This is a genomic window from Verrucomicrobiia bacterium, from assembly GCA_026414565.1.
Lineage (GTDB): Bacteria > Verrucomicrobiota > Verrucomicrobiia > Limisphaerales > Fontisphaeraceae > Fontisphaera.
The window spans coordinates 85,167-97,688 of sequence record JAOAIT010000053.1; the positions used below are offsets into that span (position 1 = coordinate 85,167).

Consider the following 12,522-nt stretch of genomic DNA (forward strand, 5'->3'; position numbering starts at 1 on the left):
GCAGGCGCGTGAACAGCGACTAATACTGCTATGAAAAACACCCAAACCCTCCTGGCCGCCGCCGGGCTGTGCCTGGTGCTGGCCGGCCCGATCCTGGCTCAAACCACCACCTTCTCTTATCAGGGCAGGCTGGTGGAGAACGGCTTGCCCGCTAACGGCACCTATGACCTGAGATTCACGCTGTACGACGGTCCCACCAATGCCACACCCCTGGCGCCACCGGTGCAGGCCGCGCCGGTGCTGGTGAATGCCGGACTTTTCCAGGTGCTGCTGGACTTTGGGCCGGGCTTGTTCACCGGCCCGGAACGCTGGCTGGAGATTGCCGTGCGCCCGCAGGGCAGCGCCGGCCCTTACACCACGTTGACACCGCGCCAGTGGATCACGCCCGTGCCATACGCCATGCACGCGCACACCGCCTCCAACCTGCTTGGCCGCGTGAGCGACGCCCAATTATCCACCAATATTGCCCGCCTGAACACCGCCGCCTCCTTTACCGGCAGCCTGACGTTCAATCCCTCCGCCGGCCCGCCCTTTGCGGTGGGCAACACCAGCCGGATTACCAACCTGAATGCCGATTTATTGGATGGTTTGGACAGTTCGGCCTTTGCCCGGCAGAGTCATCAACATTCCGCGGCGGACATTACCAGCGGTGTGCTCGTGGACGCCCGGCTTTCCGGCAACGTCCCGTTGTTGAATCGGGAGCAAACTTTTAGCGCCAGCAACAGTTTTCAAGGAGTGCTGATCGCCACCAATCTGACCAACCAGCTCGCGGGCACCTTCACCGGCAGCGGCGCGGGCCTGAGCAACCTGCCGGCGGCGCGGCTGACGGGTTTGCTGCCCGAGGCGGTGGTCCCCGCCAGCGTGGCGCGCTTAAGCTCCAATCAAACCTTCACCGGCGCGCTGACCTTTGAGCCGCCCACCGGTGCGCCCTTTGCGGTGACCCGCACCAACTTGGTGGCCAACCTGAATGCCGATTTGTTGGACGGCTTGAATTCGACGGCCTTCTGGCGCGTGGGTGGGAATACCAACGCCGGAAACCCAGCCCAATTGGGCACCTTGGACAACACGGCGTTGGAATTGCGGGTGAACAACAGCGCGGCTTTGCGGCTGGTGCCCAATAACACTGGTCCTTCGATGATACTCAATCCCGGCGGGAATACGATTAATCCTGATGTTCCCGGCGCCACTATTGCCGGAGGCAGTTTTAACGTGATCACCAATAACTATGCCTTCATCGGGGCAGGTTCCCTGAACCAGGCGGGAGGCATTGTTTCCGCCATCGCCGGCGGATACAACAACCAGGCCTCCGGTTTTGCGGCTGCTATCCCGGGAGGTGCCGGCAACGTGGCCGCGGGCGCGAATAGTTTAGCCGCCGGCTCAGGCGCGCAGGCGCTGCACTCAGGCGCCCTGGTGTGGGCGGACACCAGCAGTGGCATGGCTTTCACTTCCTCTGCGCCCAACCAGGTGCTTTTTCGTGCCGCAGGCGGCGTGGGCATTGGCACCAACGCTCCACAAACCGCACTGCATGTGGCGGGCACCGTGCAAGCCGATGTCCTGAAACTGCCTTCCGGCGCAACGGTTGGCGCGGTGCTGGTTTCTGATGCCAGCGGGGTGGGCGGTTGGCAGCCCCCCGCCGTGCGCGCCCAAACTAATGTAACCAGCCCCAATCTCCTCGGTGGCCATGCGGCCAACTTTGTGGCTAATGGCGTGGTGGGGGCCACCATTGGGGGTGGGGGGAATGCCGTGAGCAGCAACCAGGTTACAGCCTCCTACGGGACGATTGGGGGTGGGCGGGGCAATGCAGTCAGCGGTGCCGAGGGCGCAGTAGCCGGCGGCTTCAGCAACGTGGCCTCCGGGGCCTGGGCTGCTCTTGGCGGCGGCTCGTTGAACACCGCAGCCGGGGTGTATGCCACTGTAAGCGGCGGAGAAACCAACCGCGCCACCGCCAGTCACGCCACCGTGAGTGGTGGCCGGGCCAACCGCGCCTCCGAAGTGGGGGCAACGGTGGGCGGCGGCCAATTTAATCAAGCCAGCGGACTGTCTGCCACCGTGGCCGGTGGCACCAATAACCAGGCCATTAGTACCGGCAGCACGGCGGGGGGAGGGGGTGGCAACCAGGCCTCGGGCATTTACGGCACTGTGGGCGGTGGTCTGGCCAACTGGGCCAACGGCAGCTACGCCAGTGTGGCCGGCGGCCTGAGCAATCGCGCCATAAACGCTTACGCCACGATCCCGGGCGGCTGGAATAACTCCGCCGAGGGCCTGGCCAGTTTTGCCGCGGGCGCGCGGGCGCAGGCGCTGCATACCACGGCCTTTGTGTGGGCGGACAACTCCACGCCCACACCTTTTGCCAGCACCGCTGATCATCAGTTTTTGATTCGCGCTTCCGGTGGCGTCGGTGTTGGGGCGGCACCCGTAGATGCCATGTTGGATGTGGAGGGGAATGTGAGGATCAATGACGCCGAATTGTTCTTGCGAGGCGGCAGCGACCGCAATCATGGCTTGGCCTGGTATGGCTCCGGCAAGCCTTTTGCGGGCGTGCAACCCGATGGCCCGGTGGCCTACGGCTGGTCGGGTGGGGCCTTGGGCACCCGGAGCGGCGGCGATAAAATCGCACTGGCTTGGAACAGCGCCCAACAAGTGGGTATTGGAACCAGCTCACCCGGCAATCCGTTGACGGTGGAAGGAGCGGGCACGACGTTGGGAGGAGTTGCGGGTTTCAATGAAGTGGTGGCCCGCTTCAAGCGCACCGGCAGCGGTCATACTGCCATTGCTGTGGATGCGCTGGCCGGGCAGGACGCGGTGCTGTACTTTGCGGAAAACGGCGAGGCCAGGTGGAACTTGCGACATGACCGCGACCCCGACGGCGCCTTTCAATTGCGTGCGCCGGATGGCTCGGTCCCTATCAATGTGCAAACCAATGGCCGCGTGGGTCTGGGGACCACCACGCCCGGCTCCCGGCTGGAGGTGTTTGGGCCGGATGTCACTCTGCGGCTGCGCAACGCCAACGACCCCGGCGGCGCCTTTGCGGCGAATACCTGGAGCAGCCTGCAACTGGGAATTTACGCTCCGACCAACGCCGCCTTTGGCATCGTCCCGGCCGGCGAGCAGCGGACATTTTTCGCCATTGCCCACTCCGGCGTGGTCGGTTCCATGCGCGGCGCCCCCGGCAGTGTCGTCTTTCGTAATATTCTTGATGATGCCAATGGCAGCCTGGTGGTGGATGCCCAGGGGTTGAACACGGGTTCCCTGGCGAATGGACTGCGCTTGGGCGGCACGGGCAGCGGTGAAGGCATGGCCTCCAAGCGTAACAGTGGCGGCAATCAAAACGGTCTGGACTTTTTCACCTCCTCGCAAGCCCGGCTGAGCATTGCCAACAACGGCAACGTGGGCATTGGCACCACCAATCCCGGAGAGCGATTTCGGGTGGAAGCGGCGGACCAGACGGTGGCCGTGGTGCGCGGTACCCACTCTGGCGGCACCTGGCTGGGCCTGGAAAACGGCTCCGCGGGCGGCCAGCGGTGGTCCATCATCAGCACCGGCAGTGGTAACGGCGAGGGCGCTGGCCGTCTGCTGTTTTTTACCAGCCAGACCGGCTCCACAAGGCTGCGGCTTGAACCCAACGGCGACCTGGTGGCTGCCGGGACGGTGACGGGCAGCTCGGATCGTGACCGCAAGGAAAATGTTGGCGCGGTCAATCCCCAGGAGGTGTTGCGCAAAGTGGCGGCGCTTCCACTGGCCACCTGGAACTACAAGGATGATGAAGCCAAAACGCGGCATTTGGGGCCGATGGCCCAGGATTTCTACGCCGCCTTCCAACTGGGCGCGGATGACAAGCACATCGCCATGGTGGACGCCGACGGTGTGGCGCTGGCGGCCATTCAGGGATTGCATCAACAAGTGGAGGAAAAAGATCGGCGGATTGCGGAATTGCAAAAGGAATTGGCTGCGTTGCGTGAGGAACTGGCCGGCCAAAAGGACGCCAGTCGGCGGTGGGAGGAGCGTCTGCAGGCCCTGGAAAAGCGCCTGGGAACTCCCTAAAGCTCAAGGTGGGGAGGGATAAGAACTGGTGGCTGGGGGCGGAATCGAACCGCCGACACAAGGATTTTCAGTCCTCTGCTCTACCAACTGAGCTACCCAGCCACCGGGGAGGGTGCGCGTCAGCGCGGGCATCAAAGTGCATGACGATTGGGGCTATTGCAAGCAGGAAAATGCTTGCCGAATTTTAAGGCGACTTGCAAGGCGGCGGATCCCCGTGCCATAGGGCTGGCTAGAGGGTGATTCGTTCTGCGACCTGCGCCACGTCTTTGTCCCCACGGCCGGAGAGGTTGAGGAGGATGATTTGGTCATGGCCAAGGGTGGGGGCACGCTGAATGGCGGCGGCGATGGCGTGGGCGCTTTCCAAAGCGGGAATAATGCCTTCCAACCGGGCCAGGCGCAGGAAGGCGTCGAGTGCCTGTTCATCCGTGGCATAGCTGTATTCCACCCGGCCCTGATCGCGCAACCAGGCATGTTCAGGCCCCACGGCGGCATAGTCCAAGCCGGCGGAAACGCTGTGCGTCAGTTCAATCTGGCCATAGGGGTCTTGCAACACGTAAGAGCGGGTGCCCTGGAGCACGCCCAGGGAGCCGCCCTGAAAGCGGGCGGCATGTTTGCCGGGCTGGATGCCTTCGCCCCCGGCTTCCACGCCTAACATGCGCACGGAGGCGTCGCTTAGGAAGGGATAAAACAGGCCGATGGCATTGGAGCCACCGCCCACACAGGCGATCAGAAGGTCAGGCAGGCGTTCTTCTTTTTCCAAGATTTGGCGGCGAGCTTCATCCCCAATGACACGCTGAAAATTACGCACCATGACGGGGTAGGGGTGGGCGCCGTAGGCCGTACCGAGGATATAGTGGGTATGGCGGACATGGGTGACCCAGTCGCGCATGGCCTCGTTGATGGCTTCTTTGAGGGTGCGTTGGCCGGCGGTGACGGGTACGACCTGCGCGCCCAGCATTTTCATGCGAAAGACGTTCAGTTTCTGGCGCTCGCAGTCTGTTTCGCCCATGTACACCACGCATTCCAGGCCAAACATGGCGGCGACGGTGGCGGTGGCCACGCCGTGCTGGCCGGCGCCAGTTTCCGCAATGACCCGGCGTTTGCCCATACGGCGGGCCAGGAGCACCTGGCCAAGGGCATTATTGATTTTGTGGGCGCCTGTGTGCAGCAAGTCCTCACGTTTCAGATAGATTTTAGCACCGCCCAGCTCGCGGGTGAGGCGCTCGGCAAAGTACAGGGGCGTGGGGCGTCCGCAAAATTCGCGCAGGTAATACTGCAACTCGTCCTGGAAGGTGGGATCTTGCTGGGCGCGAAAGTACTCTTCCTCCAATTCCCGCAACGGGTGCATCAGCGTTTCCGGGACAAACCGTCCGCCGTACGGCCCAAAATGGCCTTGGGCATCCGGTGCGGTGGCGGCCAGCATGGCATCACTGTTCATGGGTTCAATTTAGGCCAGAATCAGGGGGTTGGGAAATCCATTTGTAGTGCGGCAAGCACGGGGTTAGGCCGCTGAGGGGTCTTGCGGGGCGGCGGGGGTTGCCGGAGAAGTAACCGCTTTGGGGGAAGTACGGCGGCAGAGCCACCACCACGTCACCACGCCGGTCAACAGAGAGATCCCGGCACCCACGAGATAGGGCAGGGCAGGGTGCAGCCCATAGTACACACCGGCAAACACGGGGCCGGCGATGCGCGCAAGGCTGCCCATGCTTTGGGCCACCCCCAGGGTGGCGCCCTGCTCGTGCGCATCGGTCATGGCGGAAATGAGGCCGAAGAGGGGAGGCCGGGTCAGGCTGGCTCCAATGGAAAGCGCGCCAATGGCCGCCAGCAACATCCACCAATCGCCTCCACCTGGGGCAAACAAACCTTTGAAACTCAGGACGGTGTGCCCCTGGATAAAGGGGAGTGGGAGCAGGCTGAAACCCACGATAAAAAGACTCATGGCTATGATGCGCCCTTCGCCAAAGCGACGGACCAGCCGGCCGATGAGGCCGCCTTGCACGACGGCCCCAATCACCCCGCCAAAGGCAAAGAGGATGCTCACGACTTCGGCATCCCGGGCGGTTGCGGGATCAAGCCGGAAATTGCGGCTGACCAGCAATCCCAAGGTTGTTTCATAGCATGTAAAACAGAAGGTGGCGAAGAAGAACACCAGGACCAGGAGTCCAATTTGCGGGTGTTTCATGGTGTGCCGCCATTGCTCCCAGCGGGGCCGGGGAGCGACGGCATCGGGCGCATGCCGGCTTTCCGGCAGCATGAAAAAGGCAAAGAGGAAGTTGGACAAACAAAGGGTGGCCGCCACCCATCCCGGTCCGGCATGGCCAAGGAGTTTCAGGCTGATGGCGCCTAAGGCCGGCCCGAAGATAAATCCCAGTCCAAAGGCCATACCAATAAGGCCCATGCGGCGGGAGCGTTCTGCTGGAGGGGTAATATCGGCGATGTAAGCCTGGGCAACGGCGATATTGGCGCCACAAATGCCGGCAATGACCCGTGATCCCAGCAGCAGGGCAATGGCGGCCGGTCCCTGCAGGGTGGAGGCCATGCCAAATGCTGCGTAGGACAGTGCGGCGCAGGCGGTGCTGCCCAACAGCACCGGCCGACGGCCAATCCGGTCGGATAATCTGCCCCAAACGGGCACAAAGAGGAACTGCATCAAGGAATAACTGGCCATGATCACGCCGATCATGACCTCGCTGGCCTGCAATTTTTGCCCATAAATGGGCAGCAAGGGCAGCACGATGCCGAAGCCCACCAGATCCAGGAAGACCGTCAAAAAAATGATCCCCATGCCGGGGGTGTTCCGGCGATTTCCGGATTGCCGTTCCATTATCTTGAAGTGTAGGCGCGCCCGGCCAAAGCGCAAGCATTGGGCTTTTCAAGCTGCTTCCCGCTCATGCCCAGCGATTTGGCCTCTTGATGAGTTGGGACCTGACCTCGGGTTGCAAGTGACCGGCCCAATATTAAACGGTCAACCGGGGGCGACAATGGATGATCAGTCTTGCTCATTGAAAAGAACGACATTTGCTGCGAGTTTATGTCAAATATGCAACGCAATAGCGCAATGACGGGCTGGGGCGGGCTGCTTGCCGCAATGCTCGTGCTTGGTTCGCTTACCGGCATGCTATCCGCTCAAACCACCAATGGCCAACTGGTGGTGCAATGGGGCCAGCCAACGGCCGCGAGCAAGGTGTTGGTGGCGCACGATGAGCTTTGGCACTACCGCCTGGGGACCAATGCACCGCAGGCCATTTGGGCCGTGGCCGCTGACAGCCAGCTCGATGGGACGTGGGCCGTGGGCCAGGGTGGATTTGGCTTTGGAGATCCCGGCATCGCCGGCGAGAATACCACGGTCAACGTGGCCAACCTCAGTTCAACCTTGTACTTGCGGCGCACTTTTCGGGTCACGGAGCCATTAGATCCGGCGGCAGTGCTGCGGTTGGTGGTGGATTACGACGATGGTTTTGTGGCGTATCTGGACGGGGTGGAGATCGCCCGCGCCAACCTGACCAATGCCGTGGGGGCGCCGGTGTTGCACACGGCCACCACTGGCGGGCGCAGCCATGAGGCCTCGTGTTGCAATCCCCCCACCAATCCGCCGGAGACTTTCACTTTGGGGGCCGTGGGGAACCGGCTGCCACCGGGGGATCACGTTTTGGCCATCATTGCTGTCAATCAGAGCCTGAGCAGTTCCGATTTGCATTTGATTGCCGAATTGCGACTGGACCCGCCTCCCACGGGCGAGGTGCACGGAGATTTCTTCAGCATCGTGGGGACTCGCGGGCTGACGGTTTCTGGCCGGCAGCAGGTGGCTGGAGCCCGGTGGGTGCTTATAAACGGCAATGAAGTGGCCGGACCCCCCGCGCCGGAGCAATGGCAGGTGTCGGTTCCTCTGTCACCTGGGGTTAATCGGCTGAGTGTTCAGGTAACGGACAGCACGGGGCATATCCTGTCTGAGACCAATCGCCTGGTTGTTCTACGCACGGCCGAAACCCTCGCGGGGGGCACCTTGGCCTCCAACACGCTCTGGCGTGCCGGCAGCGTGGTGCGGCTGACCAATTCCCTGGTTATTCCACGCGGGGGCAGTTTAATCATTGAGCCGGGGGTGGTGGTTCTGGCCGAGGCCAATGTCGTGGTGCGGGGCACCAATGTCACGGTGGCGGCTCAAGGCACGGAGGAACAACCCATTTTTTGGCTTCCTGCCGATGGGAGCAACACCAACTGGGGAGGACTGGTGCTGGTGGGCACCAACACCACCTTGGTTTTGCAGCAGGTGGAAATATTAGGTGGATATGTGGATCTGCGGGACGGCGCGCAAGGGTTGCTGGAAGATTGCTATTTGCATGATTACCGCGGCTCCAGTCCGCCCATTGTGCAGACGGTGGGCACGCCCAATGAGGTGACCATTGTTTTGCGCCGGTGTCATGTGGCGCGTTATCACGAGCTGCTGTTGCGCCTAAGCCATGTCCGTATTGAGGACTGCCTGCTGGAATATCAGGACTACAGCGGCGATGGGATTGATTTTGACGGGGCGCGGCCGGGTTCGCAGATCGTCCGCACGACGGTGCGGCGCGGCACGATATACAACACGGATGCCCTGGACATTGGTGAGTACTCCCCCACCGAGCCGTCGCGCGGGGTGCTGGTGGCCGATTGTTTGCTCCATGACTTCGTGGACAAGGGGGTGAGCATGGGGGCGTATGTGGAGGTGACGGTGAGCAATTGCGTGATTTACAACGTGGAGTCTGGCATTTCCGTCAAGGACAGCTCCCTGGCCGCCGTATATCAAAGCACGGTGGCGGCGGCCCAATATGGCATCCGCAATTATAACAAAGCCAATCCCAACGCGCCGGATGGGGGAGGGGCGGTGACCAGTTCATGGAACAACATATTTTGGAATTTGGAGGTGGCGGCGGTTTCGCTTTTGAACGGGTCAACGCTGGCCGCCGAATACTCCAATTTTTACCACACCAACTGGCCGGGGGTGGGCAATCTGGCCGTGGACCCCTTGTTTGTGGATGCCGCCCGTCATGATTACCGGCTGGCCACCAATTCTCCCTTGCGGGCTGCAGGCCGCGAGGGTTGGCCAATGGGGGCAATCTACCCGGTGGGCGGGATTCCTGCCGCTCCGGGGGCGCTGGAGGCCCTGCGCTTGACGCCGGGCACCTTGACGTTGCGATGGCTGGATGACGCGGACAATGAGGAGGCGTTTGAGTTGCAGCGTTCCACCGATTGCAGAACCTGGCAGCCCTTGGGCAGCGTGCCGGCCGACGTGTGCGAATATGCCGATGCCAACCCGCCGTTAGACGTCCGCGTTTATTATCGCGTCCGGGCCCGTAATCGCTCCGGCGTTTCTCCCTGGTCCGCGCCGGCCGGAGCAACGGTCCTGGGTGCTCCGCACCTGGGGGAGTTACGGCAGGTGATGTACGGGTCTTGGGGGGTGAGCCTTGATGTCCCCAGCGGCACGGAGGCGGTGTTGGAAGGCTCGGCGGATTTGCGCCATTGGCAAGCGTTGTGGATCACCAATGGTGTGGGCGGCAGATTGGAGCTGATGGATCCGGATCCCTTGCGTCCGGCATGGCGCTTTTACCGGGTGCGCCTCAACCGTTAACCCTTCCCGGCACCTCGGCAGGCCGGAAGCGGGCAATGATTGCTTTTAGGCCGGGGGTGCTTTAATTTGGGCCTCGCGTTTTTCGGGCATGGACCAGAGCGATGCGGAACTGATTGCCGCGGTGTTAAAGGGGGACACCGACAGTTTCGCGCCCCTGGTGGCCAAGTACAGTCCGCGTGTCTTTGCCACGGCCCGCCGCTATGCGCGCAAGGAGAGCGAGGTGGAGGACATCGCCCAGGAGGTGTGGCTGCGCGCCTACCAAAAATTATCCAGTTACCGGGCGGAAGCGCCCTTTGAGCACTGGTTGATGCGGCTGACGGTGCGGGTCTGCTATGATTTTCTACGGGAACATCAGCGCAACCGGGAAACGGTGCTTGCCGAGCTGACCGAAGATCAGGAGGACTGGCTGGAACGGTTTAACCAGGACCCCGCCGGGGCCGATAGCGGCGCCCAGGCGGCCAAAGAGCTCATTGACAAGGTGCTGGAGCAACTGTCTCCCGAGGCGCGGCTGGTGATCACGTTGCTGGAGATTGAGGAGCGTTCAGTCAAGGAAATCTCCCGGCTTACCGGCTGGTCCATTTCCCTGGTGAAGGTGAGAGCTTTTCGGGCACGGCGGGAGATGCGGAAAGTGCTCGAGAAAATGGCGCGTGACAAATACTATTGAGACCACTAAAAATGCCCTGTAACTTTTGTCCGGGGCTTGCCGTCTAAGTGGTTGGCAGGCTTATGCAATACGAGGCACTCGAAAAGAAACTGCTCGCCGCCGCCCGGAGCCATCCGCCGGGCGACCAGGTGCCGTACGCCTTTGAGCAACGCGTCCTGGCCCGCATCCGGCAGAAGCCGCAGGCGGATGCTCTGACGTGGTGGACGCAATGGCTCTGGCGGGCCGCCGTTTCCAGCCTGCTGGTCACTTTGCTGGCCGGGATCTGGGCCTTGACCCCCCCTTCGCAGAACTCAGCGGGGGCGTACGCGGATGATTTTGAAAGCCTTGTTTATGCCGGGCTGAATGAATTGAGCGACAGCCGGTGAAAACGTGGAAGGTCATTCTGGCGGCAGCGGTCATCTTCATAGCCGGAGTCCTGACAGGCGCGGTGGTGGTATGGAAGGCCCGCTCGGTGCCCACTTTGCCCACCGCCCGCAGCAACACCAACGCCCCCAGCCCATGGTTCATCCATCGCCCTGAATTCCTTGAGGTCATGAAAAAGGAACTGGCGTTGACCCCGGAACAGGCGGACAAAATTGCTGCCGCTGTCCGCACCAGCCGCCAGCGCACCGACTTTCTCTGGGAAATGCTCAAGGAGCCGCTGCAGGAGGAGTTGTACTTGCTCAAAGACAACATCCTGGCGGTGTTGGAGCCGGCGCAGCAAAAAAAGTTTGAAGAACTGATCAAGCCGCGTCCCCCGCGTTGGGATGGAGGCAAACGCTGGGGCGGAGACAAGGAAGGCGGCCGGCCGCCCGGTCCTCCAGGCCCTGGAGGCCCCGGCGGTCCACCTGACAATCAAAAACGCTCCGGTGGCCCCCCGCCCTGGGGGGGTGGACCCGGAGTAGGAGATAAACCTCCGGGCGGCCCACCTCCGGGCGGGCCGCCTCCCCTTCGACAACCAGGGGCACCTGGCGAGCGATAGTTTAATCGCGTCCTGCGGCCGCCAGGAAGGGCTTGATTTCGCGCATCAGGCGGCTGAAGTGATCAAACGTCAACTGCTGCGCCCCATCACTCCAAGCCTCAGCAGGATTGGGATGCACTTCCAAGAGCAGGCCATCGGCACCCATGGCCACGGCCCCCTTGCACAGAGACATGACCAAATCCGCCCGGCCGCATCCCTGACTGGGGTCAATGACGATTGGGCAATGGGACTCGTTTTTGATGATCGGGATGGTGGACAGGTCCAGGGTATTGCGGGTGTAGGTTTCAAAGGTACGAATGCCGCGCTCGCAGAAGATCAGGTTGGGGTTTTCATTGGCCAGAACGTATTCCCCGGCCAGCAGCCATTCTTCGATGCGCATGGATAAACCGCGCTTGAGCAACACGGGCTTGCCGGTCCGGGCGGCGGCAATGAGCAACTGGAAGTTTTGGGCGTTGCGCGTGCCGATTTGCAGGATGTCCGCATACTCGGCCACCAATTCCACGTGTTGCTCGCTGAGCAGCTCGGTGACGATGGGCAGCCCGGTTTCCTCCCGGGCCTTGGCGAGCAATTTAAGCCCCTTTTCGCCCAGGCCCTGAAATTCGTAAGGACTGGTCCTTGGCTTGAAAGCGCCGCCGCGCAGCACGGTGGCGCCCGCCTGCTTGACCACCTTGGCGGTGGCCATGAGTTGTTTTTCGCTTTCCACCGAGCAAGGCCCGGCCATGACGTGAAACTTGCGCCCCCCCAGGGTTACATGGCGGCTCACCTTGACGGTGGAGTTGTCTGGATGCGCCTCCCGGCTGACGAGTTTATATCGTTTTTGGACGGGCATGACACTCTCGACCTGCGGCCAGGCCGTGAGCGTTTCCAGCGAGGCATGCGTGCGTTCATCACCGATGGCGCCAATAACCGTCCGCGCCACCCCGCGCATGACATGGGGTTCGTACCCGAGCTTTTGGATTTCTTTGAGGACTGCATTTTCCTGCCGCCGGGTAATATTGGGCTTGAGAACGATGATCATAATGTTGTTGGTGCTTGCTGCTTAAAAAAACAAACCGCAGGAGGCATTCCTGCGGTTGGCAAACTGACGGTGAAACGACGGCAGCTCAAACGCAGGTGCCCGGGTGGGCGTACCACCCGTACCACGCGCCATTAAATCGAAAGCTGCTCACGTTCACGGGGACTAATCTAATGGAGGGCCTCGTGACGTCAACAAAAAATTGAGGTGCACGGTAACCCACCCCGGGATACCGA

The 12,522-nt window shown here is 61.9% G+C and carries 8 protein-coding genes and 1 tRNA gene; 5 read left to right on the forward strand and 4 right to left on the reverse strand.

All coding sequences use genetic code 11. The annotated features are described in order from the left end of the window. The first annotated feature begins 30 nt into the window (after nt 1–30). Nucleotides 31–4,041: a tail fiber domain-containing protein gene (locus tag N3J91_12320; GenBank protein ID MCX8157209.1), complete on the forward strand. Its 4,011-nt coding sequence runs from the start codon at nt 31–33 to the stop codon at nt 4,039–4,041. 26 nt (nt 4,042–4,067) lie between these two features. On the opposite strand, the gene N3J91_12325 is transcribed toward N3J91_12320, so the two are convergent. From N3J91_12325 to N3J91_12335, 3 genes are all read right to left on the reverse strand, one after another. Continuing rightward, a tRNA-Phe gene (locus N3J91_12325) sits at nt 4,068–4,143 on the reverse strand. 127 nt (nt 4,144–4,270) lie between these two features. Further along, on the reverse strand, nt 4,271–5,479 hold the full coding sequence (trpB, locus tag N3J91_12330; protein MCX8157210.1) for a tryptophan synthase subunit beta: 1,209 nt from the start codon (nt 5,477–5,479) through the stop codon (nt 4,271–4,273). A 63-nt stretch (nt 5,480–5,542) separates the two neighbouring features. Continuing rightward, nucleotides 5,543–6,826 carry an MFS transporter gene (locus N3J91_12335; GenBank protein MCX8157211.1) on the reverse strand — a complete coding sequence of 428 codons (1,284 nt, stop codon included), beginning with the start codon at nt 6,824–6,826 and terminating at the stop codon, nt 5,543–5,545. Between the two features lie 330 nt (nt 6,827–7,156). On the opposite strand from N3J91_12335, the gene N3J91_12340 reads away from it, so the two are divergent. The 4 genes from N3J91_12340 (at nt 7,157) to N3J91_12355 (ending at nt 11,271) form a co-directional block, all read left to right on the forward strand. Further along, a complete protein-coding gene (locus tag N3J91_12340; protein ID MCX8157212.1) occupies nt 7,157–9,646 on the forward strand; it encodes a right-handed parallel beta-helix repeat-containing protein in 2,490 nt (829 codons plus the stop codon). 88 nt (nt 9,647–9,734) lie between these two features. Continuing rightward, nucleotides 9,735–10,310, forward strand: coding sequence for a sigma-70 family RNA polymerase sigma factor (locus N3J91_12345; GenBank protein ID MCX8157213.1), 576 nt, complete (start codon nt 9,735–9,737; stop codon nt 10,308–10,310). A gap of 62 nt (nt 10,311–10,372) precedes the next feature. Further along, nucleotides 10,373–10,675, forward strand: coding sequence for a hypothetical protein (locus N3J91_12350; protein MCX8157214.1), 303 nt, complete (start codon nt 10,373–10,375; stop codon nt 10,673–10,675). Next, complete coding sequence (locus tag N3J91_12355; protein MCX8157215.1) at nt 10,672–11,271, forward strand: hypothetical protein; 600 nt, start codon at nt 10,672–10,674, stop codon at nt 11,269–11,271. Before N3J91_12350 ends, N3J91_12355 begins: the two co-directional genes overlap by 4 nt. A gap of 1 nt (nt 11,272) precedes the next feature. On the opposite strand, the gene aroF is transcribed toward N3J91_12355, so the two are convergent. Then, nucleotides 11,273–12,289: a 3-deoxy-7-phosphoheptulonate synthase gene (aroF, locus tag N3J91_12360; protein ID MCX8157216.1), complete on the reverse strand. Its 1,017-nt coding sequence runs from the start codon at nt 12,287–12,289 to the stop codon at nt 11,273–11,275. Nucleotides 12,290–12,522: the final 233 nt, after the last annotated feature.

Bases quoted from the DNA above. Each gene is read 5' to 3' on its own strand.
- N3J91_12335 (MCX8157211.1), bottom strand. From the start codon at position 6,826: ATGGGGATCATTTTTTTGACGGTCTTCCTGGATCTGGTGGGCTTCGGC.
- N3J91_12320 (MCX8157209.1), top strand. From the start codon at position 31: ATGAAAAACACCCAAACCCTCCTGGCCGCCGCCGGGCTGTGCCTGGTG.
- aroF (MCX8157216.1), bottom strand. From the start codon at position 12,289: ATGATCATCGTTCTCAAGCCCAATATTACCCGGCGGCAGGAAAATGCA.
- trpB (MCX8157210.1), bottom strand. From the start codon at position 5,479: ATGAACAGTGATGCCATGCTGGCCGCCACCGCACCGGATGCCCAAGGC.
- N3J91_12345 (MCX8157213.1), top strand. From the start codon at position 9,735: ATGGACCAGAGCGATGCGGAACTGATTGCCGCGGTGTTAAAGGGGGAC.
- N3J91_12350 (MCX8157214.1), top strand. From the start codon at position 10,373: ATGCAATACGAGGCACTCGAAAAGAAACTGCTCGCCGCCGCCCGGAGC.
- N3J91_12340 (MCX8157212.1), top strand. From the start codon at position 7,157: ATGCTATCCGCTCAAACCACCAATGGCCAACTGGTGGTGCAATGGGGC.